Source organism: Paenibacillus sp. FSL R10-2748 (assembly GCF_038005565.1).
Taxonomy (GTDB): domain Bacteria; phylum Bacillota; class Bacilli; order Paenibacillales; family Paenibacillaceae; genus Paenibacillus; species Paenibacillus polymyxa_B.
On sequence record NZ_JBBOTK010000003.1, the window covers coordinates 489864 to 515591 of the forward strand.

Genomic DNA, 25728 nt, shown 5'->3' on the forward strand with positions numbered 1-25728 from the left:
GACGACGCGAATTGACAGATAACTTGCAGGGAGGGTATGCTTTTAAAAGCCGAACGATGATGAATAAAAGCGAGGTTACCCGAAAATATGCGAAAATTTTTAAAATGGTTAGGCATTTCTGTGACTGCGGCTGTTCTTTTAGTGGGCGGATATTATACGTATTCTATATATCATTTTACGAACCAAATTTCGGTTGCTTCCGGACAGGATTCGAAATTCAAACCGCAGGCACAAACTCAAACCAATGTACAACCTGTAGAGGTATCGCTCCCACCAGAATGGGATGGGACAGAAAGAGTGAATATTCTGCTGCTAGGCGGCGACTCCCGTGGAGAGGATTCAGGGCGTTCTGACTCCGTTATGGTTGCTTCTATTGATCCGGTTACGAAAAAGGCTACACTTATGTCGATTCTTCGTGATACGTACGTCAATATCCCAGGTCATGGGCAAAGTCGATTGAATGCTGCTTTTTCCTACGGTGGACCGGATTTAACCAGACAGACCGTGAGCGACCTGTTGGGGATACCGATTCAATATTATGTATATACTGATTTTAATGGCTTTATTGCGTTGGTTGATTCTGTGGGTGGTATTGACCTGGATGTCGAAAAAGATATGCACTATACCTCCAAGGCAGATAAACACCAGTTTGATATTGATTTGAAAAAGGGAATGCAGCACATGGACGGTAAAACAGCCTTGCAATATGTACGCTTCCGTCATGATGCGACTTCCGATTTTACGCGTACGGAGCGGCAACGCAAATTCATTACCGAGCTTGGCGGTAAAATTCAGTCAACCTCATCTCTAATCAAACTGCCAAGTATTTTAAATAGCATTTCTCCTTATATTGAAACGAATCTCAGTACTACGGAAATGCTGCAATTGGCTTCATTGGGCTTTAATATCGATGCAACAACAGTAGCGAAGCAGCAAATCCCACCAAATGAATTGGTACGTGGGGAAACCATTAAGGGTGCGCAGGTGTTGGGTGTGGACGAAAGAAAGCTCAAGCGCTTCATACAGAATCTTTTTGAACAGGAGAACAAACCTGTGACCACGACGGTGGATGCTGCAACCACGATAAATGATACTCCATAACCCTCGAAAGCAAGCGAAGTTCGTACGATGACGTACAACTTTGTTTGCTTTTGTGTTTATTTGGGTATAACCTTGTATATTTTGTTCCAAAAATATATCGTATCTATGAAGAACGTATACTCAATTGTGTAAAGAGAAGGGGAATGTGGTGTGGAAATAACTCCGGCATGGAAAGACCGATTCAAGAAGTTTTTTCTGAACAACAAGTTTGTGTTATTCCTGCTGGTACTGCTGCTGATCGGCTTGAATATCTTGGTGCTTACCAAAATTTCATACATATTCACACCTGTCATGGTGCTGCTGAAAACGATAATTCTCCCTGTCATTTTATCCGGCGTGTTGTACTATCTGTTCAATCCGTTGGTTGATGTACTGGAGCGCAATAAGGTGAAACGAATATACTCCATTATTGTACTGTTTTTGCTCATTATAGGGGTTATTGCGATTGTGGTTACATCGGTGGTACCTGTAATCCGCGATCAAATACAGGGGCTTATCCAGAATTTCCCTGCCTATAGCGAGCAAGTACAACGACAATTCGAGAAACTGATCGGCAGCGATTTTGTAAACCAGTTCCAGAACACCATTCAAATTAATCCATCTGAGCTGGCCTCCAAAGCTTCTGAAAAGTTATCTAGTTTTATTAATAATGCATGGACGGGTGTGGGCAGCTTCTTGGGTGTGGTTACAGAAACGGTACTTGCGATTGCCACGGTTCCATTTATTTTGTTCTACTTGCTAAAAGATGGACACAAGCTGCCACAGTTTATCCTGAAAATGCTCCCGCCTATGTTTCGTAAAGAAACAGATCGCATTATGACTGAAATGAACCATCAGGTCAGTTCCTATATTCGTGGGCAGATTATTGTCAGCTTCTGTATTGGGGCGCTCTTGTATATTGGTTATCTAATCATTGGATTAGACTACTCTCTGACGCTTGCAGTCATTGCGTCCTTTACGAGCGTTGTCCCCTACTTAGGTCCCGTCATTGCCATTACACCTGCGTTAATTGTAGCCTTGGTCACTTCACCGATTATGCTGCTCAAGATGGTTATCGTATGGACAGTCGTACAGCTCATTGAGGGTAAATTTATTTCTCCACAAATTATGGGCAAATCTCTTCGAGTACATCCGATCACGATTATCTTCGTTATTCTGACCGCAGGCAATTTGTTTGGTGTGGTGGGAATTGTACTGGCGGTTCCGGGATATGCTGTCTTGAAAGTAATCGTTACACATCTGTATAGTTTCTTTAAAAAGCGTTCGCATCTCTATGAGGCGGATAAAGAGAACGCAAGTCTTTACGAGAAATAAAATTTTCCACTATAAAATTGATATGGCCCCCTCTTGGGTAACTGTGGCTACGCGTGCTATAATTAATGCCTATCCTTATTCCAAAATAGAAAGGTCAGACTTTTATGATAAAACTCAGCATTCTTGACCAATCTCCGGTATCGGAAGGCATGACGCATGCGCAGGCATTACAAAAGACCGCTGAGCTTGCTATAGAGGCGGAACGCTTGGGTTATCATCGCTTTTGGGTATCAGAGCATCATTCTGCCGCAAATCTTGCAGGGTCCAGTCCGGAGGTACTGATTTCACATCTGGCCGCCCGGACTTCAACCATTCGAGTGGGGTCGGGTGGTGTGATGCTGCCTCATTACAGCGCTTATAAAGTAGCGGAAAACTTTCGTGTGCTGGAGGGGTTGTATCCGGGACGCATTGATCTGGGTCTGGGACGAGCGCCTGGAGGAATGCCCATTGCTACCAGAGCACTGCAAGAAGGCAAAATGCGAGGTGGCGTAGATCTATACCCTGAGCAGTTGGATGACCTGTTAGCTTATTTACATGACAGCACAGGCAATGATCACCGTTTCGGTTCGCTACAGGCGATGCCGCTCATAGAAACTGTACCGGAAATGTGGTTGCTCGGCTCCAGCGGTGATAGCGCAGGTCTGGCAGCCGAGCGTGGCGTGGGCTTTGCGTTTGCGCAGTTCATTAATGGTGAAGGCGGCACAGGGGCTATGAAGGAATACCAGGAAAGCTTCCAGCCTTCCCAGCATAGTGACCAACCGCGTTCGCTTGTTGCCGTATTTGCGATCTGTGCGGACACCGAAGAGGAGGCGAATCGGTTGGCTTCCAGTATGGACTTGTCTCTTGTACTATTAGAGCAGGGAATGCGCTCCGCTGGAACACCTTCCGTCGAAAAGGCACTGGCGTATCCGTATACGCCGTTTGACCGGATGCGTATTCGTGAGAATCGCAAACGTATGGTGGTCGGTTCGCCCGAACAGGTGAAGCGTCAGATTGAGCAATTAAGTAAGGACTATAATGCACAGGAGATCATGGTTGCGAGCATTATTCACGACTTTGATGCCAAAATGAAATCTATACGTCTCATGGCTGAAGCATTTGGACTGTCTTCTGTATAGTCATAATGCGATTCGCCGGATTTAAAAGATCACAGCTTCGAGGAGCTGTGATCTTTTTTTGAATTTTTTGAGGGAATATTGGATGATATGCACTGTATGATATAGGAAATAAACCAGTAAACACTTGATAATGATTATCAATATCTTTATTATATAAAGATAGAATGAAGTTTTGATGAAAGTCGTGCGTTAAGCCCGTGACTATATATATTGGATAAGGGAAAGGGATGATTCCAAATGTTTCGTCTGAAAACGGCAAATCTGGATATTGCTTATGAAGATCGATTGATTGTAGAAGATCTGAACGTAGAAATACCGCAAGGGAAAATCACAGCCTTGGTGGGCGCAAATGGTTCTGGCAAGTCCACCATTCTGAAGACGATGGCTCGCATCATGAATCCTAAGGGCGGCAGTGTTCTGCTTGACGGTAAATCCATTCATAAGCAATCCACCCGGGAAGTAGCTAAACAGCTGGCTATTTTGCCACAAAATCCGACTGCACCGGAAGGATTAACCGTGACGGAACTGGTATCTTACGGACGTTTTCCCTATCAAAAAGGCTTTGGTTCCATGAAAGCGGAAGATCGCAAAATGGTAGAGTGGGCCATTCAAGTAACGGGAATGAGTGAGTTCCACGATCGTCCGATTGATCAGCTTTCTGGCGGTCAGCGTCAGCGTGCTTGGATTGCTATGGCGCTTGCGCAGGATACGGATATTTTGTTTCTGGATGAGCCGACGACATTTTTAGATATGGCGCATCAACTGGAAGTGCTGCATTTGCTAGAGTATCTGAATACTTCGGCGGAGCGCACCATTGTTATGGTCGTACATGATTTGAACCATGCGGCCCGGTATGCTCAGCATATGATTGCGATCAAAAAAGGGAAGGCCGAGGCGGTAGGAACTCCAACTGAGGTTATGTCTCCTGATGTGCTGCGCGAGGTGTTCGGGATTGAGGCGGATATTGTAACAGATCCTCGTACGGGTGTACCGCTCTGTCTTCCATATGCTTTGGCTGGACAGCCAGCGGTAAGCCAAGCAGTAAAGGAAATGAATGTGGAAGAGAAGCAACCCGTGGGTTCTGTTGCCGAGCGACGTGATGCCAGACCACAAGTAGCGGCAAGAGGTTAAAGGGGACATACCATGAGACCACTGGATTACAATCAGCTTGAGCAATTAGCGAAAATAGTGAGAGTCACGCCGGAGGATGCAGTATATTCCGGCCCAGTGGCCGAATGGCTTGAACCAGAGAAAATCCGCTCTGTGATGGAGTATTACGGCGATCTTCTGCGTGCTGAAGACGATTTAACCGCAGCCGTTTATTTTGTGAACCAGTTGCGTGGTCTCGTGTTTGCACAGCATTTTATGGTGTCACTGTGTGAACGCCGTTTGGATCTGTCCGTTTCCAATCTCAGATTTCATATTTGTTATGAAGGTCAATATCCCTCTATTAGCCTCCAGGTCATCGACCTAACAGAGCTGGACAATACGCGGAACAATGGGGATGACCATTCTTCCGGACAGGCTCAGCAAGCGTTACGTGACTTTTACAGTTTGCAGATGCGGCCCATATTGGAGGCAATAGCTGCAGTGGGGAGCGCATCTATTGGGCAAATGTGGGGACAGTTTCCGTTGACATTGCTGTATTTTAAGGATAGAGTACAGCCATCGTTGACTGATCCTCAGGATGTGGAGCGCTTTGAACAAGATTATATGTATGTGACACGTGAGCTGGAGGGAGAGGTATTCGGGCGTAAAAGAAATCCGTTTACGGTTCGTCTCATTGAATTAGACAATCCTTACCGCCCCGGTGAAAATACCTACATGAAACCGTCCTGTTGCCAATATTACAAGACAGGTGGAGGCCAGCGGTATTGTTATGCTTGCCCAAAAATGTCCGCTTCCGAACGCGAAGAACGCAGACTCGAAGTGATGGCATCACGGTAAAGTCACTGTGGATGTTGGCATGTCCGTCACGTTTTGGTTAAAATAGGTTATGTAACCTAAACCAAGCGACACGAAGGAGGATGCTGTATGTCTGTCTATTCACATAATGCCGTAACACCAGCGAATCAGGAGGTTTCTCTGGATACTTACACCGGTAAGGTGCTGGTTATTGCGAATACCGCCAGTAAATGTGGACTTACCCCTCAATATGGGGATTTGCAAAAGCTTTATGACGAATATAAGGATCGGGGATTAGTTGTATTAGGATTTCCTTGCAACCAATTTGGCGGTCAGGAGCCGGGCAGCAGCGAGGAAGCGGCTGAATTTTGCCAATTGAATTATGGGGTTAGTTTCCCGATATTCGCCAAAGTGGACGTCAACGGACCGGATACAGCGCCTCTGTTTGAATATTTAAAAAAGCAACAGCCTGGAGAACAGGAAGATGGGACAATTCAGTGGAATTTCACGAAATTCATTGTGAATCGTGAAGGTGTACCTGTGGGTCGTTTTGAACCGAAGGAGTCACCTGAAGCGATGAAAGCAGCTATTGAGCAATTGCTATAGTAGCTTCGCTTTAATTCCAACGTATATGTTTAAAAAGGGTCTGATTTCCGGAATGTCTCCGGGAAACGGACCTTTTTTGTTCTCTACATATGCATTTGTCTAAGGTGTGTTGCATCATGTGAAGGTCGATTCCAAGGGCATAATCAGGAGGCTTACAGGGAAAACTGGATGGAGCAAAGAAACATTTCAGCAAACGACTGAACTCGTATATCCTTTCTTTTTTAAATGTGGACAAATTGTGAATATCTTAAAAAGCTATTGTAATGTGAAAAATATCACACTATAATAAGCGCATGAAGTGAAATAAATCACAAACGCTAACGAGCTGTTTACGTGAAACTATTCACAATTATTATACATTTTATGCCCACACACCAAGGAGGAATTTAACATGAAAGTAGCAGTTATCGGATGTACACACGCAGGCACGGCAGCTATCGTCAACACAGCTAAATGTTATCCAGATGCCGAAATTACCGTTTATGAGCGTAATGATAATATTTCATTCTTATCTTGTGGTATTGCTCTGTACGTAGGTGGTGTCGTCAAAGATCCGCACGGACTGTTTTATTCGTCTCCAGATCAACTGGCTGACTTGGGTGTAGAGACCAAGATGCTTCATGAGGTAACGAGTGTGGATACGGCAGGCAAGACGCTGCATGCACGTAATCTCCAAACAGGTGAAGAATTTACAGACACATTTGATAAATTAATTGTGACCACAGGATCATGGCCTATTATTCCGAAGCTGGAAGGCATTGAACTTGATCATATTTTGCTCTGTAAAAACTATAATCATTCGAATGATATCATTGAGAAAGCCCAGCATGTACAGAACATTACAGTTGTCGGAGCTGGATACATTGGTGTTGAACTGGTAGAAGCTTTCCAAATGAACGGTAAAAATGTAACACTGATCGACAGTGCTGATCGTATATTGAATAAGTATTTGGACCATGAGTATACAGACCGGATTGAAAGTTCCCTGAAGGAGCATGGCATTAAGCTGGTACTTGGCGAGACGGTGAGTCGTTTTGAGGGTACGAACGGTAAGGTAAGTAAAGTCGTGACCTCTAAAGGAGAATATGAAACAGAGCTTGTTATTCTCTGCATCGGTTTCCGACCTCAAACGGATCTGCTCAAAGGTCAGGTAGATATGTTGCCTAACGGTGCGATCATTGTGGATAACTATATGCAAAGTAGCTGCCCGGACGTGTTTGCAGCAGGTGACAGCTGTGCAATCCGCTATAATCCGACAGGCAAAACGGCTTATATCCCTTTGGCAACCAACGCAGTTCGTATGGGTACGCTGGTAGCACGTAATCTGGTACAACCAACCATTGCCTACATGGGAACCCAAGGAACTTCGGGTATCAAAATTTACGAAGACAATATTGCAGGAACAGGCATGACGGAAGCGGCGGCAACGGACGAAGGCATGACTGTAGAAGCTGTAACCATTGAGGACAGCTACCGGCCTGAATTTATGCCAACCTCCGAAAAGGTATTACTGAAAGTGGTATATGAGCAGGAGACACGGAGAATTTTGGGGGCACAAATTATGTCGAAGGTGGATTTGACGCAATCCATTAACACGCTATCCGTAGCCATTCAAAATCATATGACCATTGACCAGTTGGCCTTTGTCGATTTCTTCTTCCAGCCACATTATAACAAGCCTTGGAATTTCCTGAACGCAGCAGGTTTACAAGCATTGCCTACAATATCCGAACGGAACCCAGTTACTGTATAATTCGGTTTGTCTGTGACATTGTTCATAAGTTTGTCAACAATCTGAGACGTATGGACGAATCCTTATAGTACAATATAGAGTAGCATAAGGATTAGGGGGTAAGTAGCTTATGGATTTGTTTTATATCCTTTTTCTTGTAGTCGTAGCGCTGGTAGGCCTCGGTGGAGTTATTTGGTTCTTGAGAGCAGTTGAAAAGGAAGAATACAACTAAATGCAAAGCGCGTAGTAGCGCAGTAGATGTAATAATACAGAAAAGACAGTCCTTTTTCCAAGGGCTGTTTTTTTAATGCTTGATAAAGTGATTTTTTTCACAAACATAATCACTGATTTTAAATAAAATATGAAAGAAGAACATTTTAGTGAAAAGATATTAAAGGAGCGGGGACATATGGCGAGCTATAAACCGGGGCAAATTGCCGAAAAGACGGTGGAAACAGGAGTGGCCAAGGCGAACAACCCGTGGACTGTGGCGGTGGTACTGGGATTTTTGGCAGGTGCATTTATTGCACTCGGGTTTTTGCTGGATATACGTGTTATTGCAAGTGCGCCTAAAGAATGGGGAAGCATTGCCACCTTTATTGGAGCTGCGGTGTTCCCTGTAGGTCTGGTATTAGTTTTGATCGCCGGCGGAGAATTGCTGACCGGCAATATGATGGCGGTTCCTTTGGCGAGATGGGCAGGACGGATTAAGACAGGGGCCATGCTTCGTAATTTGGCGATTATTACGCTCAGTAATTTTGCGGGTGCGTTATTCGTTGCATTTTTCTTTGGCCATGTGCTGGGTTTGACAGAAACGGGCCCTTACCTGGACAAAGTGGTGGATATGGCAGGACATAAGCTACATGAAAGCTTTTTGCAGTCTTTTATATCGGGTATAGGATGTAACTGGCTCGTAGCACTGGCTGTATGGCTGGCTTATAGCACAGACTCAATTGGCGGCAAAATTATGGGGATTTGGTTCCCGACCATGGCCTTTGTCGCTATTGGATTTCAGCACGTTGTTGCCAATATGTTTCTCATTCCGGCGGCTATCTTTGCAGGCCACTTTTCATGGGCAGATTATGTTATGAACTTCATTCCGGTCTGGCTGGGGAATTTGGTAGGAGGTAGCCTGTTTGTGGCTGGAGCCTACTGGTTGGCCTATTTGAAAAAGCCTCAAGCCAACGCACATCCAGTGAATGAATCTCCAACTACTTCTTCGGTTGCACATCAAATCCGTTGAGTGATCCTGCTTAATTACGGCACTTTAAACAGCAATAAACAAAGCAAATCCGCCATGACAGGCCCGGGGGAACGAAACCTGTCATGGCGGATTTTTTTGGGAGTGGTCCATGATTTGGCATGGAGGATGAGTGTGCTCTCGTCCCATAATGCCTTGATCTCTTTTACCCTCGGTAAGATATGATGAAACAGGATGTCGAAAAAAATTATGATTCTTAAAAAAATCCGTTTTGCTCTATGCAGCAGACGGATTTTTTTAATATTTTGGAGAGCGGCTGTGTGGGAAAATCCTTCTCTTGCCATAGGCCAAAGCTGTGGATATGATAAGATCAGTGTAATTTTTGGAAACGGTAACGGAAAGGAGCATCAACACTATGGATCATCGCAATAGCGCGCCTCCTGAGGCCACGCTTCAACAAGACTTACAGAGGGGACAGCGGATGACGGAGCAGCAGGACGGTATTTTTCCGGCTGTATGCCCGTTAGATTGCCCGGATACGTGTGGGCTCCTGCTTCACAAGGAAAATGGAAAGATAGTCAAGGTCACTGGGAACCCGGATCATCCTATTACCAAAGGCGCTATTTGTAACAAAGTTCGCAATATGACGGAGCGGGTATATGATCCTGATCGGGTGCTCTATCCGTTGAAACGTATAGGCCCCAAAGGAGAAGGGAAGTTTGAACGAATTAGCTGGGAGGAAGCGGTCGATACCATTACAGGTCGATTCAAGGAGCTGATACGTACGGACGGATCGGAATCTATTCTCCCCTACAGCTTTTATGGCAATATGGGCGTATTGAGTGTGGATGGAATGGATCGCCGTTTTTTTAATGCGCTGGGTTCAAGCCAACTGGATCAGACGATTTGCAGCGTGGCTGGGAATGAAGGCTGGGCATCCGTTATGGGCTTTAAGGGCGGCACCAGCCCGGAGGACACGGAGGATGCAGACCTCATTATTGTGTGGGGTGGAAATGTCATTAGCACCAACATGCATCAGGTCGTTTTGGCTGAGAAGGCACGTAAAAAGGGTGCTAAGGTGGTCGTTATTGACGTTCATCGCAACCGGACGGCGCAATGGGCGGATTGGTTCATTCCGTTATATCCGGGGACGGATACGGCGCTCGCGCTGGGTGTTATGAATGTGCTGTTCGCTCAGGGACTGACGGACGACGAATTTTTACATCGCTACACGGTAGGCTATGAGGATCTGCGCGAGCATGTTAAGACATATACACCAGAGCGAGTTTCGCGGATTACCGGCGTGCCGGAAGCAGATATTATCCGTTTAGCGGAAATGTACGGAACTGCGCGAGCAGCGTATATCAATATCGGCAATGGGCTTCAGCATCATGATAATGGCGGTATGAACGTACGTGCAGTTACATGTTTGCCTGCGCTCACTGGACAATGGCTAAAGCACGGCGGGGGAGCGTCACGCTCTAATGGCGCTTATGGCAAATTTAACGGCGCCAATCTGGCGCGTCCTGATCTGCGACAGAACCCGGATGCCCGGGTGATCAACATGAACCGGATCGGAGAAGCGCTGCTACAGAAGGAACAGCCGATTAAGGCGTTATTTGTATACTGTAGTAACCCGGTAGTTGTAGCTCCCGATTCGGAACGGGTGACTGAAGGATTTGAACGAGAGGATTTGTTCACAGTCGTACATGACCTGTTTCTTACGGATACGGCCCGTTATGCCGATATTGTGCTGCCTGCAGCGTCTTCCTTTGAAGGTACGGACCTATATAAATCCTACTGGCATCACTATGTCCAGATGCAGGAACCCGTCATTGCTCCACTCGGGGAAAGCAAAAGCAATTATGAGCTGTTTAGCCTGCTCGGACGGGCTATGGGCTTTGACGAAGTTGCCTTTACGGAAAGTGAAGCGGACATGATCGCAGGCGCGCTTGATAATCCAACGAACCCTTATCTCAACGGTGTAACCTTGGAAGCCTTAAAAGAGTCACCTTTTGTAAAGCTCGATATGTCGCCAAAGTCCACTTATTTGGATCGTCTAACCACGCCTTCAGGCAAGATTGAACTATATTCGGAGAAAATGAAACAAGCAGGTCTGCCCGCGATGCCTTCATATGTGCCGCTCATTGAAGGGTATGATGGAGAGCATCGACCGCAAGCGGACGAGCGGTTTCCATTAATGTTTATTTCACCGCCAAACCATAATTTTCTGAATTCTACTTTCGCTAACTTGCCCAAGCATCAGCGGCTGGAGCGGGAGCCCTTGCTACAAATTCACCCGGAGGATGCTCAGACAAGAGGCATCGCAGATGGGGAACCGGTTACCGTATGGAATGATCGGGGGACGTATGAGCTGAAAGCCAAAGTCACCGATCTGATGCTGCCCGGTACAGTGATTAGCCAGGGATTATGGTGGGAAGGCAAAGGACGCAGACAGCGTGCCAATGTGTTAACCTCTGATCGGCTGTCGGATATGGGACAGGGGGCTACTTTCTTCTCAACGGTGGTGAATGTGAAGCACCAATGAGATAATGCCATTTATGGCGTCAGATGCAAAAGGAGAAACAAAAGATATGAAATGGTTGGAGTCTTATCCGAAAGAAGTGAAAGTGTTTCTCATTGCTAGCCTGATTAATTCCGCTGGAAGTTCATTGATGTGGCCGTTGGTCAGCATGTATGTGTTTGACGAACTGAACCGTAGTATGGGAGATGCAGGGATTGCGATTTTAGTGCAGTCTCTGGGCGGAATTTTTGGTCAAGTGCTGGGCGGAGCCCTCTATCATCGTATTGGAGCCAAAAAATTGATTGTTGGCTCACTGGCGATGAACGCGCTGGGACTTCTCACGCTTCCATTTACCAGTGGTCATTGGGTAGCGTTTGTCATCATGATGGGCTTTATAGGCTTTTTTAATGTCGTATCTGTGCCTGCGATTCAGGCCTTTGTAGGTTTTCGTTTCGCTGATCGTCGTGGAGAGCTGTTTAATATTATTTATGTCGCTAACAATATTGGGGTTGCAGTGGGTACGGGATTGAGCGGCGTTCTGGCTGACCTTTCCTATCAGCTCAGCTTTGTGATGAACGGGGTGACTTCTGCGGTATTTGCCGGGTTCTTCTGGTCTTATCTAAGTAGGGTGGATCGGGAAGAGGGAGAAGTACAGCTCAGCAAGTCCGTGAAGAAAAGAGAGGAAATACCAGCTCGTTTGCTGTTTCGTGATACCAGATTGTATCTCTTTGTGGGGGTAGGCTCGCTTTTTTTATGGTTCGGCAATTCGATCTGGAATACAGGAGTGTCTCCCCATATTATTGAGCAGGGCTTGCCTAAAACGATGTATGGGTTACTATGGACACTGAATGGTATCCTTATTTTTGCCGCACAACCCATTATTTTTTGGATAAAACGACTGTACGCTCATCACGCTTCAGCGCAAATGACATGGGCCGGAGGATTTTATTTGGCGGCTTATATTGTCATGCTGGGCACACAGAACTATACTGGGATGATATTCGCTATGGTTCTGGCGACCCTGGGAGAAATGCTGATTGCACCTGCGGTTCCAGCATTCCTGTCTGATCATGGAGGTCGGGGTGCACCCTTTTACATTGGGCTTGTGGGGGGTATTGGCGCAGCCGGACGGGTAATGGGGCCTTATATTATGGGGAAGTTGTATGATGGCGGTGGGTTACCGCCTACACTTTGGCTGGCATCAGGCGTAGCGGTGTTGTCGATCCTGTTTTTCGTCCTGCATAGCTGGTTGAACCGTTTCCGGCATCATTCGGATACTTTGGATACTACGACACCCAAGGTAGATGTTCCCAGTTCTTAAGTCCTAATAAAAGTGCAGTAATATGCTGTAATTATGGTACAATAAGTGACGAATGGTTGTAGTTATTGCTTCAGGAAAGCCTTCACAGGAAGGATTGAAAGGAATTGTTTACAAGTCAACCCTTGACAATACGTCATTCGGAGATGAAGGATGCTCCTGATCTGATTGCGCTGGATGAATTGGTATGGAATGAACGCACGGCTCCCGCTTCGCTGTCCTGGAAGTCGCGCGGAGAGTTTCTGCGCAATACGCCTCCAGGCTCTCAACTGGTCGCCATCGAACAGGAAGTACTCTGCGGGTATATTGGATTTCGTTCTCCAACGCTGTTGGCTAGTAATTGTCATGTACTCGAAATAAATATAGCTGTACATCCAGCTTATCATCGTAAAGGTATTGGGACGGCGCTCATGAACTCCATGAAGGACATTGCAGCTGCCGAGGGCATACGCAAGTTGAGTTTGCGTGTACTCTCATGCAACACGGAAGCCCTTATGTTTTATGAAAAAAGCGGTTTCGCGATTGAAGGACGTTTGCATGAGGAGTTTTACATAGCAGGCCAATTCGTGGATGATGTGTTAATGGCCTATTTCTTAAAATAGGCGGGAGGCTACAGACAGTAATATTCGGTTTTATGCCCGGCCTAAACAAACAACGCCGCAGACCTGATCAGGTCTGCGGCGTTGTTGTACATCAATATTACCGAAGTTGCTTCCATTCATTTTGGAGCATACCATACACTGCGTGGTTCATGTAGCCGTCGGGCAGCAATTCCGCTTCGCGCACAATGCCTTCGAGCACAAAGCCCAAACGTTCCGGAATACCGCGGCTGCGGCGGTTCGTAGTTGCGCAACGGATTTCGACCCGATGCAAGTCCAGCTCCATCAAAGCATATTCAACGAATACGCGGCAGGCGCTGGTCATAAGACCTTGTCCTTCGTACCCGTGTCCAAGCCAGTATCCGATGCTAACGGAGCGGTGAGTCCAATTGATCTCATGGTAGCTGATGATGCCAGCAAGCTCGTTGTCTATCCAAATTCCGGCGGTCAGACTACCGTTCTCTGCGGCTTGTTTCAAGGCGCCCTGCACGAACTGCTCTGTGTGGCTGATTTCCGTGGTAGAGTCTACCCATGGAAGCCATTGACGCAGGCGGTCACGGGACATTTCGATCAGCTCAAACAGAGGCTGCATATGCTCCTTGGTGAGCGGCCGAAGGACTGTGCGTTCGTCCAACGCATATGTAAACATGATTGATCCCCTCTTTCACTCGGAAAATCGCTAAACCAGCCAGTCTAGCATTTAATCCCATGCTACCTTATTCTGCGAGAGTCGTCAAAAGGGAGAGGAAGCTTCAAATTCTATAGGTCCCACCCGGAACCGTTCATGCTCGTATACATATTTCAGATCCAAATCCCCTACAAATTCGCTTGGGGATACACTGCCAGATACAGTGGCTTGCAGAGGAAGTTGTTCGGCATCATACATTACGACAGAGCTAAAATCGAGATGCTTTGTAAATTGGGCTGGATCATCGTAAAATACTGATGCTTTAGGGTCCATCGTATGTGTAGCACCGTCAATCGTAACAGCAATATGGACCTGGCGGTCGTGATCACGTAGCTCCACTGAGCTGTGTACGCGCTGGGACACAGCATCTGCTGCCGATTCGACCGCATATTCTTCCATCGTGCGTGCGTTAACAATATGCAACTCCTGCAATTCGACACCCGTTCCCGAGGCACGCGTGAGGATCACGACGGCTTCATGGACACCATCCCCGTTCACATCCCTGTAATATAATTGTGGTGCGGTGGAGATATCTGCCGAGCCCGACCATCGGAATGTGCGGCGTTGCTGACCGATTTCCAGTACAGCCGAATGGAATAGTCCCTGTGACGGATTCACGGCATATAAATGGACGGAGGGGTCTTCTGGAGCGCTGGCTAGCGGACGAGATTGTACGGTTTCGTTCACCGGGTCCGATGAAGGATGACCGGAAGTCATGACGGAAGAGGACAAAAGCATAGACAGCAGGATCACAATGAGCAGCTTAAACACGGGTGGGTCTCCTTTTCCGGACAAAATAAAAGATATATACACTATAACGAATTTATTTGCCGAAAATGTTAACTCTTTTTCATAACTTGTCACTTTTTTTGCTGAAGAGAGCATAAGGATTTTCATTTTATTGAGTTATGCGGTGTGAAAGGGTATATTTAAGGGAACAGGTTTTACACAGATTATACGGAAGAAAGGTTGATTAGCGTGGAGAAGCCGATCACTCCCCCCAATTTTATTAAAAATGTTATTGAAGAGGATTTACGTACGGGTAAGGTAAAGGAGGTTGTTACACGATTTCCGCCTGAACCTAACGGATATTTGCATATTGGACATGCCAAAGCTATCTGGATCAATTTCTCGCTGGGAGATGAATTCGGAGGACGCACCAATCTGCGTTTTGACGACACCAATCCGGCGAAGGAAGACACGGAATACGTGAACTCCATCCAGGAGGACGTGAAGTGGCTCGGTTATGAATGGGAGGAAAAACATTTTGCCTCCAATTATTTCGAAGAAATGTACAAGCGTGCCATCCTGCTGATCCAAAAAGGTAGAGCCTACGTGGATGACCAAAGCGCGGACCAAATCCGCGAAACTCGTGGCACACTGACCGAACCGGGGCAAAATAGCCCTTATCGGGATCGCAGTGTGGAAGACAATCTGAAGCTGTTTGAAGAGATGCGTGCAGGCAAATACCAAAATGGTGAAAAGGTGCTGCGTGCCAAAATTGATATGGCTTCAGGAAACATTAATTTACGTGATCCGGTTATTTACCGCATTTCACACACAGCACATCACAATACAGGCGACACATGGTGCATCTATCCAATGTACTCCTATGCTCATCCGCTGGAAGATGCGATTGAGGGAGTAACGCACTCGCTCTGTTCGCTGGAGTTCGAAGATCAGCGCCCGCTGTACGATTGGGTTGTAGCTGAATGCGAGATGGAAAAGGTACCGCACCAATACGAATTTGGACGGCTGAACCTGGCTCAAACCGTAACCAGCAAACGTAAGCTCAAGCTTCTGGTGGATGAAAAGCATGTAGATGGTTGGGATGATCCGCGTATGCCGACGATATCCGGTTTACGTCGTCGCGGCTATACGCCTGAGGCCATCCGCAGCTTCGTATATGAGACAGGCATTTCCAAAGCCTACGGAGTCATTGATTTGCAGGTGCTGGAGCATTTTGTACGTGAGGATTTGAAGCTTAAGGCACCCCGCACCATGGCAGTCATAGATCCGTTGAAGGTGGTTATCACAAACTATCCTGAAGGACAAGTTGAAATGCTAGAGGCGGAAAACAATACTGAAAACCCTGAACTTGGTACACGCCAAATTCCATTTTCCCGTGAAATTTATATCGAGCGTGAGGACTTCATGGAAAATCCGCCGAGCAAATACTTCCGTTTGTTCCCTGGTAATGAAGTGCGTCTCAAACATGCTTACTTCATTAAATGCAACGATGTGATTAAGGATGCGGACGGAAATGTAACGGAGATTCACTGTACCTATGATGTAGAAACCAAGAGCGGATCAGGCTTTACAGGACGTAAAGTGAAAGGCACGATCCACTGGGTGGAGGCTACTCAGGCTGTACCTGCCGAATTCCGTTTGTATGAGCCTTTGATTAACGCAGAGGACACGGAAGAGATTGAAGAGGATGCATCGGAAAAAACATTCCTTGACCAATTGAATCCGAACTCTTTGGAAATTGCTCATGGCTATGTCGAGCCGAACATGAAAGAAGCTCAATCGCAGGACAAGTTCCAATTTTTCCGTCATGGTTATTTCAGTGTCGATCCGAAGCTTTCCAAGCCGGGTGAGCCTGTATTTAACCGTGTTGTATCGTTGAAAAGCTCTTTCCAATTGCCTAAGCAATAGGTTGTTGGAAAGTGTGGGACAGATGGTAGCTTCGTGCGACCAAGTTGAAAAGGAGTCTGCCGACGGCAGACTCCTTTATTTTACGCATGCACACTCTTTATACATGATCATTGACTTGACGATACTCTATTGTCTTTGCTAACAAGCCAGAAGGGAAGAGGGGATAGCTCATTCCTTTAGTGTTGTTAAGGGGCTTCTTCTATTCGTTTGTGCCCGCTGGCAGTCCTGGCTGATAACCGTTCTTGTACAGCATATACCACATGATAGCGAATCCCACAGAGCCAAGTAGGGCGAAAAAGACCCCTGCATGGTACATCATTTCTCCGCCAAAGTTCTGGAATAGCCAACCTCCCGCAAAACCTGCTACGATACCGGATATACCACTCCAGGTCAAGGTATATACGGCCTGTCCGGATGATCGGTATGCTGCAGGGGTAAATAGGACGGTCAACTGGGTGCCTACATAGAAGTATCCACCGAAGGTGACGCAATGAAGTGCCTGAATGAACACGATCTGAATCGGGTCTGTGGCCAGAGCCATCAGTTCCCACCGTAAGGCAAACAGCAAACTGACGAGTGCCAAACAACCGACCATCACGGTCATTCTTTTCTTCAAGAAGCGATCAAACAGCAAAAAGACAATAATTTCGAATACCGATGACATAAAAACGGCAAAACCAAGCATCTGTTTGGACCCGCCCAGCTCGGTGATGTACAGGGACATAAAGGCGCTGTTGATCGAATTCGGGATGGATACAAGGATGCCCAATAAAATAAAGGATATAAAGTATCCGTTCATTAAAACGCTGCCAAAGCCACGCAAATGAATAGTTGCTGTCTCCACAGTGCTTTTCAGTGGTGGAATCGACAAGGTGCAGATCAATGCAGCCAGAAGAAGTACCGTAAAGATGGTGGATATGCTGGATATCCCCGTTTGGTCAATAACTATGCCGGCAACTGCTGCTGTCACAGCCCAACCGAAGGAACCCCATATACGGAATGAACCAAATTTCCGGTCTGTGCCCTCAATATAGCTGAGAATTAGGCTGTTGCTTTGCGCAAATAAAGGGCTTTGGAAAAAATAAAAACCAATCATCGACACATAAATCATGATATACGTATGGACATGAAATAAAGCTTGCAGCAATAACAAGGTACCTATAATCATAAATAGCAGAATACGTCGGAGGTTACGGCTCCGGTCGCTTGTATAGCCCCAAAAAGGGTTCGCGAATACGGATACAAAAGGTCCGATGGCCATCAGACTCCCGATCTCCAGCTTGTCCATGCCGATATCTTGCAGATACAACGGGAAGAAGCTGGAGAAAATGACCATAGCTCCATATAGAAAAAAATTATACAGTTTTAAGGAATATAGAGGAGTCTCTTGAATTTCTCTCTTTTGCAAGACAAGCCATTCCTTTCTTAGCCCGATAGAGAATTGCGCATCGATGCCGATCTGTGGGAGGTTCTTTATTCCAATGTATCATGTGTTGAAAGGGTTAACAAACCAATAAATTAACAATTATGTAATAATTATTAGAAGATACTAATTTGATATTGGTTTATGCAAACTTAATGATTATTTCGCTATTTTACTAGTTATTGTTTTTGTAGCTCTAAGGGGCGACATGTAGACGAACTACAGGGTTTAAGACTATATATGGTTAGTTCAAGTAAATGCTTGGTTAGTTACAAAATCTTTATTTATAAATAGGTTCTTAAGACCTAAAGTTTATACATAGAATAGCCGATACTTAATCCATAATCAGGAGAATTTAGGATTATTTTTTCTTGAATAAAAATATATTGTCGCAGATATTACATAAAATCAGAATACTATGCTTCGTAAGAAATGATATAGGTTTAATCGACTGGCCTGTATAGTTGGTTTTATGAAATATCGGGTGGAAAGGGATGGAAAATGGCATTACAGCATCATAGAGACAATTCCTTGTACCGCCGATTTCCTCGGCTTCTTTTGCTTCAGGCAGGAGAAGGAGGTGCGTTGGTGACTTCTGAAACCAACGAGCCCAATGTAATACTGACTCGTGAGGGACAATCATATTATTTGCATGATCCTGAGCAACCTAGGCGGGAAGCAGAATTATTTGTTTTGGGTTTTAACGAGGTTAAACCTCAAGCGCACGTGATCTTTTTTGGTGTAGGACTTGGGTATCATATTCGTGAATTTCTACGCAAGTACCCGAATACCAGCTTCTCCATCGTCGAGCCAGACACTGGTTTGATGAATATTTTTTTGCAGCATCTGAATGAAAACGATTGGCTGGCTGATGAGATGATCGAAGAGGTAATGGTAGGAGGAATGACAGGAGAGACAATCGGTACACTGCATAGGTTGATCGACCGTGTATCTGGGATCCTAGTTGTTCCATGGCTCCCGTATCGCTCCTTATTTGCTGCGGAACTGAAGAAGTTTAATGAAATATTGTACAAAATGGTCTCTAACAAGAAGGACAAAATGGCTATCAATAACGTGTACGAAAAAAAATGGGCGTTAAACAGTATTCATAATTTCCCTTATATTTTACATAGTTCGGATTTTCTGCAGGCGGGCTCAGAGCATATTAGGGGTAAGCCAGCCTTAGTAATATCTGCTGGACCTTCGCTTAACGACGAAATTGAGCACCTGCGACATATTCGTGAGAATAATCTTGCTTATCTGTTTACAGTAGGATCGGCAGTGAACACGCTGGTGGAGCATGGCATTTATCCGCACGGCACGTTCAGTTATGACCCGAACGAACACAACGTAAATGTAATTCAAAAGGTGATCGACAAGCGAATTGATTCAATTCCACTTATTTTCGGCAGTACGGTCGGTAAACACACACTCGATCATTATCCAGGTCGTCTTATGCATATCATCATTTCTCAGGATGAACTCTCCAAACACGTATTGCGTACACCGGAGGGAAATAAACCAACGATTATTAACGATGCTCCTTCAGTAGCGGTCATTGCACTCCAATGTCTGATCCAGATGAAAGCAGACCCTGTTGTGTTGGTAGGGCAAAATTTAGCTTATCGGGATGAACAATATTATGCTGAGGGGATTACTCATGCCCAAGGTGTTCCAGCTAGTGCCGATTTGCCGCGTGTACAGGGTGTTCATGGTCAACAGGTAGTTACACGACATTCTTTTATTAAAATGAAAATAGAGATGGAGTTTTACATTAGTACAGTGAAGGGAACTGAATTTATAAACACAACGCGTGAAGGCGCTGTTATCAAAGGAACATCTTTTCAGAACTTGGAAGAGGTAATCCAGACGCGGTTAAAAGGTGCTATTGACGATGCGTGGCTGCAAACCAGCAGTAATTCGGAATACGATCTCATGTTTCTGAGGTCACGCATTGAAGAGCTTCAGCGGGATGAAGAGGTTTTTCAAACCATTATGGAACAGATTCATCATGCTTTGCTCGGCATCAAACATAAGCTCAGTCTGAAGCAGGCCAATATGCTGAACGTGTCCTTTGGACAGTTTGATGACTTATTTGCCTCATTATTAGGTAATTGTTTTTTCAAAGTATATGTTCTTCCTCGCCATCGTATGCGGTATGAGTTTTTGTACAGTAAAATGGGCGCCATTCAGAGCAGTAGGAATCCTCTAATCAGAGGGGAGCAAATTCTGCTGTACTTCGGGGATTTCATATGGAAATGCCAGCAGGATTATATGGAAATCAAGAATGAGATCCATGAATTTCACCATTCCATTCACACCTAGATAAAAAGGAGCACGTATATGAGTAAGAAGAAAAGAAATAAGAATCATGTAAATCGAATGATTAAGGTAAGTGTACTGACAACACAGGTGCTCAACCTAGCCAACCCATATATTTCAGCGACGTTTGCATCGGAGAGCGTAAGCGACAATACGACGGAGAATGTGTCGGTGTCGGACGGGTTCATACAAGACGCTTCCTCATCCCCCGTGGCCTTATCAGTCTATATGCAGGCGCAAATGGACGAGCCTCCATACTATACATGGCTTTCACCTCAGGAAAGCGGTGTTTCTTTTTATGAAAATCTGTATATGGCATTCAGTGAGGAGGTGCAACTGGGAGCAGGCCACCTGGTGGTGCATCAGGAAGATGGAAGTGAAGTGGGAAGAATAAACATAAGCGGAGGAACGGTCACAGGGGGAGATATCCATTTTAGTGGTCATAATGTGGTGATGAAACTGGATCACCCGCTGACGGATAGTACGGGGTACTATGTAGAGGTCAGCTCGGGAATGTTTGTAGATAGCGCGGGCCAGGGAACAAACGCCATTTGGGATAAGAACACGTGGAGCTTCCGGACAGCAGACACCACAGCACCGAAGCTGGTAAGGGAAATATTGCCGGAAGGTACAGAGCTAAGCGGAGCGGGTCCAGATGCGAACTTTATGCTGGAGTTCAATGAGCCGATGAAGTGGAACCACGGTTACGTAAGACTCCATGAAGCTTCGGGTGGGGCCGTGGTGCGAGAGCTGCGGGTATCCGGAGCCGGGAATGCGAATTATACGATCAACGACGAAGAGAATGTAGTGTACTTTAGGCTATCGGGTGGACTGGAGGAAGGGAAGTCGTATTATCTGGAAATTACCTCGGGAGCACTGACGGATATGGCGATGAACCCGTATGCGGGGATGCATACGCCTGAGGATTGGACGTTCCGCGTACGAGATGAGCGCCCATATTCTATCTATACATACCCCCGTGAATATGCACATACGCTCACACCGAACCTGTACATGAACTTCAGCGAAGAGGTGCAACTGGGAGCAGGCCACCTGGTGGTGCATCAGGAAGATGGAAGTGAAGTGGGAAGAATAAACATAAGCGGAGGAACGGTCACAGGGGGAGATATCCATTTTAGTGGTCATAATGTGGTGATGAAACTGGATCACCCGCTGACGGATAGTACGGGGTACTATGTAGAGGTCAGCTCGGGAATGTTTGTAGATAGCGCGGGCCAGGGAACAAACGCCATTTGGGATAAGAACACGTGGAGCTTCCGGACAGCAGACACCACAGCACCGAAGCTGGTAAGGGAAATATTGCCGGAAGGTACAGAGCTAAGCGGAGCGGGTCCAGATGCGAACTTTATGCTGGAGTTCAATGAGCCGATGAAGTGGAACCACGGTTACGTAAGACTCCATGAAGCTTCGGGTGGGGCCGTGGTGCGAGAGCTGCGGGTATCCGGAGCCGGGAATGCGAATTATACGATCAACGACGAAGAGAATGTAGTGTACTTTAGGCTATCGGGTGGACTGGAGGAAGGGAAGTCGTATTATCTGGAAATTACCTCGGGAGCACTGACGGATATGGCGATGAACCCGTATGCGGGGATGCATACGCCTGAGGATTGGACGTTCCGCGTACGAGATGAGCGCCCATATTCTATCTATACATACCCCCGTGAATATGCACATACGCTCACCCCGAACCTGCACATGAGCTTCAGTGAAGAGGTGCAGTTAGGCACAGGCCATCTGGTAGTGCACCAGAAGGATGGAAGTGAAGCGGGCCGGATTAACGTGAGCGGAGGTACAGTCGTAGGTGGCACGGTACATATCAGTGGTCAGCATGTGCGGATGGAACTGGATCATCCACTGGCAGATAGTACCCAGTATTATGTAGAGGTCAGCTCGGGTATGTTTGTAGACCGTGCGGGTCAGGGGACAAATGCCATTTGGGACAAGGACATGTGGACCTTCCAGACGGCAGACACCACAGCGCCGAAGCTGGTAAGGAAGGTATCACCGGAAGGTTCAGAGCTTAGTGGTGCAGGCCAGTATGCAGGCTTTATGCTGGAGTTTAATGAGCCGATGAAGTGGAACCAAGGCTATGTAAGGCTCCACGAAGCCTCAGGTGGGGCAGTGGTTCGCGAACTGCGAGTATCCGGTGCAGGAAATTCGAATTTTACGTTAAAAGGCGAGGAAAATATAGCGTACATCGAGCTATCAGGCGGGTTGGAAGAAGGAAAGTCGTACTATCTGGAAATTACCTCGGGAGCGCTGACAGACCATGCAATGAATCCGTATGTGGGGATGCATACTCCAGAGGAATGGGCGTTCCGCGTACGAGATGAGCGCTCACATCGTTCTAAGGATAAGGAAACGTCAGCTCAGGGTACTTCGTCAGCGGCTTCCCAAACAGAGACTAAGACGGGAGCCGTATTAACAGACGCTAAGACAGTAGCCGATAAGAGCCGCACTATTCAACTTATTGGTTTGAACGATGGAGACGTCAGCCAAGCCCTGAATGTTACAATCGGTGAGCAGAAAGAGTTGGTCGTGAACGCCTCGGGGTACAATAAAGCAGCAAAAGTGAGTATACCTTCTACCTTTTTAAAGGAATATGAGAAAGAAAATACAAAGGTGCCGATTAGCATTCACACAGCAGTAGCCCAGTTTACTCTTTCTGCTGAATTAGTTGGCAAATTGGTCTCATTATATCCTGAAGACAACCTGATCGTCGAAATTTCAGCGCTGTCAGGCGAAAACGGTGCACAAGTGCGACAAGCTATTGCAGACACGGGTTTAGCGAATGTTGTCGTAAACCCGGTTGATTTCAAGCTTATGGCTGGAGATCAAGAGATCACTGAATTTTTCGGGCATTACGTGGAACGGAAATTGATTCTCGATCATGAAGTTGATCCTAAGCATATAGCGGCCGTTTGGTTCGATCCTAAGACAGGTGTGTTGTCGTCTGTTCCCGTGTTGATACAGAATGTGGATGGGCAATTAGAGGCAATTATTAAGTCAAACCATAACAGCATTTATGCTGTAGTCTCAGCAGACAAAAAGTTTAAGGATCTAGAAAATCATTGGGCGCAGAAAGATGTAGAGATGCTGGCAAACAAGTTGATTGTCCAAGGTGTTCAGTCTGATATTTTTGAACCAAATCGGGCTGTAACAAGAGCTGAATTTGTGTCAATGCTTGTTCGCGGACTTGGTATGCAGGAAAAGCCGTTAACGGGACATTTTACAGATGTGAAAGAAAATGCCTGGTATGCTGGTAGTGTTGGAGCTGCGGTGGAAGCTGGTTTGATTCGTGGTTATGGGGATCAGTCATTTGGACCAGAAAGGTTAATTACGCGTGAGGAAATCGTGGTTATTACCGAAAAGGCTGTACATTATGCTCAAACACTGAATGCTGATCCTACTAATGAGAAATATAAAGAGATTTACAGCGACGCATCTACTGTTTCCCCTTGGGCTCAAGATGCTATGGCGCAGGCTACAGAGCAAGGCTTAATTAAGGGTGTGTCTCCAGACCTGCTTGCTCCCAAACAACAGGCAACGCGGGTAGAAGCGACCTCGATATTAAAACGGTTTTTGCAACTTATTAAATTCACAAATTAAAAAACAATAAATTAGACGAATAAGTACTCTTTTTTGGCGGTCCGTATGGATCGCCATTTTTATGCTTTATAATAGATGCTATTATTAGAGCTATCGCTGTTCAATGATAGATTTTTTTAGAAAAAAGGAGGTGCGATGGTGATGATGGAGGTGACTGGCATTATCGTGGCGGGCGGACGCTCTAGCAGAATGGGACAGGACAAGGCGCTGCTTCAGCTGGGAGGGATTACGGTACTGGAGAGAATAGCTGCTGTGCTAGGGCAGGTAGCAAAACGGGTTATTGTAGTGACCCGGGATGCACAACAGTATAGAGAGTTTGATCTGGAAACGACAAAAGACCTGTATCCCGGCTTAGGGCCTTTGAGCGGCATTCATGCGGGGCTTTCTGCTTCCACAACGGAGTGGGGCATTGTCGTTGCCTGCGATATGCCCTTCGTGCAGCCAGAGATATTGTGTGCTTTGCTTACTCACGCAACGAACTGGGCAGCGGCGCAAGAGACAAGTAGTGAACAAGGAAAGCAACAAGTACAAGGAGATCATACAACCTTGACAGGAAATGGCTCATTGCTCCAGCCAGCAGAACCAGCATTACAGGCAGTGATCGCCTCTGTGGATGGACGTATACATCCGCTGCTAGGCATATATCATCAAAGTGTGTTGCCGTCTGCCGAGCAATGTCTGCGTAGTGGACGTCTTCGTCTGATCGACTGGCTAGATTCATTGAACGTTCATTATGAGACAGCGGGCGATTGGCCAGGTGCGAGCTTAGAGATGTGGCGGCAAGCTGTGTTTAATATGAACTACCCGCAAGATTATCAGACTACAGTGGAGCAATTGGAGCATATACAAAAACGTACCGAACGTGTACAGAACCTGGAAAATCCAGAACGATAACCACATCAAGATCGGGAAGGAAATAACGGAAGATACGACAGAAGAAGTGTAATGGTTTTGAGGGGAGTACATAACATGTTGGAAGCTATTATCCATGCTGTTTTATTGGCGCTGGGTTTGATTTTGCCTTTGGGGGTACAGAATGTATTTGTGTTTAATCAAGGAGCGTCCCAGTTGCGGTTTCGCAATGCACTGCCTGCTGTCATTACAGCGGGTGTCTGTGATACAATCCTGATCACGCTTGCGGTTGGGGGCGTGTCTCTTATTTTGCAGCAATTTCTATGGCTCACGAACGTACTCTATGCAGCGGGCTGTTTGTTTCTGCTGTATATGGTCTGGACTCTATGGAGGTCGAAGGCAGCTTCCTCAGGAGAAAGTCAGGCGATGCGCCCGAAACGACAGATGATTTTTGCCGCTTCGGTATCGCTATTGAATCCACATGCCATACTCGACACTGTTGGGGTAATTGGAACCAGCTCCCTTCATTATGACGGCGGGGAACGCTGGGCCTTTGGTCTGGCTGCCGTGTCCGTATCTTGGATATGGTTCATCGGTCTGGCAACGGCGGGGTGTCTCGTGGGACGTATGGATTCAGAAGGGAAGTTTGGGACTGTGCTCAACAAAATATCGGCACTGATTATTTTAGGCCTGGCAATGTATATGGCGATAAATTTTATTACCAGTATGTGATCCAA

Annotated in this window: 18 protein-coding genes and 1 pseudogene; 16 read left to right on the top strand and 3 right to left on the bottom strand. The window is 46.3% G+C overall.

The features are described from left to right. Positions 1 to 87 precede the first annotated feature (87 nt). From NSS66_RS12185 to NSS66_RS12235, 11 genes are all read left to right on the top strand, one after another. Entirely contained in the window at positions 88 to 1101 is a 1014-nt protein-coding gene (locus NSS66_RS12185) for an LCP family protein (RefSeq protein WP_013312376.1), read from the top strand. Between the two features lie 150 nt (positions 1102 to 1251). Further along, positions 1252 to 2415 carry an AI-2E family transporter gene (locus tag NSS66_RS12190; protein ID WP_023990752.1) on the top strand — a complete coding sequence of 388 codons (1164 nt, stop codon included), beginning with the start codon at positions 1252 to 1254 and terminating at the stop codon, positions 2413 to 2415. 104 nt (positions 2416 to 2519) lie between these two features. After that, on the top strand, positions 2520 to 3533 hold the full coding sequence (locus tag NSS66_RS12195) for an LLM class flavin-dependent oxidoreductase (protein WP_028540726.1): 1014 nt from the start codon (positions 2520 to 2522) through the stop codon (positions 3531 to 3533). A 237-nt stretch (positions 3534 to 3770) separates the two neighbouring features. Beyond that, positions 3771 to 4664: an ABC transporter ATP-binding protein gene (locus tag NSS66_RS12200; RefSeq protein ID WP_023990751.1), complete on the top strand. Its 894-nt coding sequence runs from the start codon at positions 3771 to 3773 to the stop codon at positions 4662 to 4664. Positions 4665 to 4676: 12 nt separating this feature from the next. Further along, complete coding sequence (locus NSS66_RS12205) at positions 4677 to 5480, top strand: (2Fe-2S)-binding protein (protein ID WP_075154865.1); 804 nt, start codon at positions 4677 to 4679, stop codon at positions 5478 to 5480. A gap of 87 nt (positions 5481 to 5567) precedes the next feature. After that, positions 5568 to 6044, top strand: a complete 477-nt coding sequence (locus tag NSS66_RS12210) for a glutathione peroxidase (RefSeq protein WP_023990749.1) — start codon at positions 5568 to 5570, stop codon at positions 6042 to 6044. A 391-nt stretch (positions 6045 to 6435) separates the two neighbouring features. Beyond that, positions 6436 to 7797: an FAD-dependent oxidoreductase gene (locus NSS66_RS12215; protein WP_013312369.1), complete on the top strand. Its 1362-nt coding sequence runs from the start codon at positions 6436 to 6438 to the stop codon at positions 7795 to 7797. Positions 7798 to 8185: 388 nt separating this feature from the next. Further along, positions 8186 to 9019, top strand: coding sequence for a formate/nitrite transporter family protein (locus NSS66_RS12220; protein WP_023990747.1), 834 nt, complete (start codon positions 8186 to 8188; stop codon positions 9017 to 9019). 373 nt (positions 9020 to 9392) lie between these two features. Beyond that, entirely contained in the window at positions 9393 to 11525 is a 2133-nt protein-coding gene (locus NSS66_RS12225; protein ID WP_340959012.1) for a molybdopterin-containing oxidoreductase family protein, read from the top strand. A 46-nt stretch (positions 11526 to 11571) separates the two neighbouring features. After that, complete coding sequence (locus NSS66_RS12230) at positions 11572 to 12822, top strand: MFS transporter (RefSeq protein ID WP_340959013.1); 1251 nt, start codon at positions 11572 to 11574, stop codon at positions 12820 to 12822. 104 nt (positions 12823 to 12926) lie between these two features. Beyond that, positions 12927 to 13421, top strand: a complete 495-nt coding sequence (locus tag NSS66_RS12235) for a GNAT family N-acetyltransferase (RefSeq protein ID WP_023990744.1) — start codon at positions 12927 to 12929, stop codon at positions 13419 to 13421. A gap of 97 nt (positions 13422 to 13518) precedes the next feature. Here NSS66_RS12235 and NSS66_RS12240 read toward each other — a convergent pair whose 3' ends face one another. Both NSS66_RS12240 and NSS66_RS12245 read right to left on the bottom strand, forming a co-directional pair. Continuing rightward, positions 13519 to 14067: a GNAT family N-acetyltransferase gene (locus tag NSS66_RS12240; protein WP_340959015.1), complete on the bottom strand. Its 549-nt coding sequence runs from the start codon at positions 14065 to 14067 to the stop codon at positions 13519 to 13521. A gap of 84 nt (positions 14068 to 14151) precedes the next feature. Next, a complete protein-coding gene (locus NSS66_RS12245) occupies positions 14152 to 14877 on the bottom strand; it encodes a copper amine oxidase (protein WP_340959017.1) in 726 nt (241 codons plus the stop codon). Positions 14878 to 15084: 207 nt separating this feature from the next. Between NSS66_RS12245 and NSS66_RS12250 the strand changes: the two genes are divergently transcribed. Further along, on the top strand, positions 15085 to 16764 hold the full coding sequence (locus tag NSS66_RS12250) for a glutamine--tRNA ligase/YqeY domain fusion protein (protein ID WP_340959019.1): 1680 nt from the start codon (positions 15085 to 15087) through the stop codon (positions 16762 to 16764). A 185-nt stretch (positions 16765 to 16949) separates the two neighbouring features. Here NSS66_RS12250 and NSS66_RS12255 read toward each other — a convergent pair. Beyond that, positions 16950 to 18172 (bottom strand): annotated as a pseudogene (locus tag NSS66_RS12255) (MFS transporter). A 603-nt stretch (positions 18173 to 18775) separates the two neighbouring features. Here NSS66_RS12255 and NSS66_RS12260 point away from each other — a divergent pair. The 4 genes from NSS66_RS12260 (at position 18776) to NSS66_RS12275 (ending at position 25723) form a co-directional block, all read left to right on the top strand. After that, positions 18776 to 20512, top strand: coding sequence for a motility associated factor glycosyltransferase family protein (locus NSS66_RS12260; protein ID WP_340959021.1), 1737 nt, complete (start codon positions 18776 to 18778; stop codon positions 20510 to 20512). Positions 20513 to 20530: 18 nt separating this feature from the next. Continuing rightward, positions 20531 to 24139 (top strand): Ig-like domain-containing protein, encoded by a 3609-nt coding sequence (locus NSS66_RS12265; protein WP_340959022.1) that lies wholly within the window; start codon positions 20531 to 20533, stop codon positions 24137 to 24139. A gap of 144 nt (positions 24140 to 24283) precedes the next feature. After that, positions 24284 to 25033 (top strand): molybdenum cofactor guanylyltransferase, encoded by a 750-nt coding sequence (gene mobA, locus NSS66_RS12270; protein WP_340959099.1) that lies wholly within the window; start codon positions 24284 to 24286, stop codon positions 25031 to 25033. 75 nt (positions 25034 to 25108) lie between these two features. Beyond that, entirely contained in the window at positions 25109 to 25723 is a 615-nt protein-coding gene (locus NSS66_RS12275; RefSeq protein WP_340857542.1) for a LysE/ArgO family amino acid transporter, read from the top strand. Positions 25724 to 25728 lie beyond the last annotated feature (5 nt).

What these genes read in the sequence shown, in the direction of transcription:
- NSS66_RS12185 (WP_013312376.1), top strand. Translation starts at nt 88, where the DNA reads ATGCGAAAATTTTTAAAATGGTTAGGCATTTCTGTGACTGCGGCTGTT.
- NSS66_RS12195 (WP_028540726.1), top strand. Translation starts at nt 2,520, where the DNA reads ATGATAAAACTCAGCATTCTTGACCAATCTCCGGTATCGGAAGGCATG.
- NSS66_RS12200 (WP_023990751.1), top strand. Translation starts at nt 3,771, where the DNA reads ATGTTTCGTCTGAAAACGGCAAATCTGGATATTGCTTATGAAGATCGA.
- NSS66_RS12205 (WP_075154865.1), top strand. Translation starts at nt 4,677, where the DNA reads ATGAGACCACTGGATTACAATCAGCTTGAGCAATTAGCGAAAATAGTG.
- NSS66_RS12210 (WP_023990749.1), top strand. Translation starts at nt 5,568, where the DNA reads ATGTCTGTCTATTCACATAATGCCGTAACACCAGCGAATCAGGAGGTT.
- NSS66_RS12215 (WP_013312369.1), top strand. Translation starts at nt 6,436, where the DNA reads ATGAAAGTAGCAGTTATCGGATGTACACACGCAGGCACGGCAGCTATC.
- NSS66_RS12220 (WP_023990747.1), top strand. Translation starts at nt 8,186, where the DNA reads ATGGCGAGCTATAAACCGGGGCAAATTGCCGAAAAGACGGTGGAAACA.
- NSS66_RS12225 (WP_340959012.1), top strand. Translation starts at nt 9,393, where the DNA reads ATGGATCATCGCAATAGCGCGCCTCCTGAGGCCACGCTTCAACAAGAC.
- NSS66_RS12230 (WP_340959013.1), top strand. Translation starts at nt 11,572, where the DNA reads ATGAAATGGTTGGAGTCTTATCCGAAAGAAGTGAAAGTGTTTCTCATT.
- NSS66_RS12240 (WP_340959015.1), bottom strand. Translation starts at nt 14,067, where the DNA reads ATGTTTACATATGCGTTGGACGAACGCACAGTCCTTCGGCCGCTCACC.
- NSS66_RS12265 (WP_340959022.1), top strand. Translation starts at nt 20,531, where the DNA reads ATGAGTAAGAAGAAAAGAAATAAGAATCATGTAAATCGAATGATTAAG.
- mobA (WP_340959099.1), top strand. Translation starts at nt 24,284, where the DNA reads ATGGAGGTGACTGGCATTATCGTGGCGGGCGGACGCTCTAGCAGAATG.
- NSS66_RS12275 (WP_340857542.1), top strand. Translation starts at nt 25,109, where the DNA reads ATGTTGGAAGCTATTATCCATGCTGTTTTATTGGCGCTGGGTTTGATT.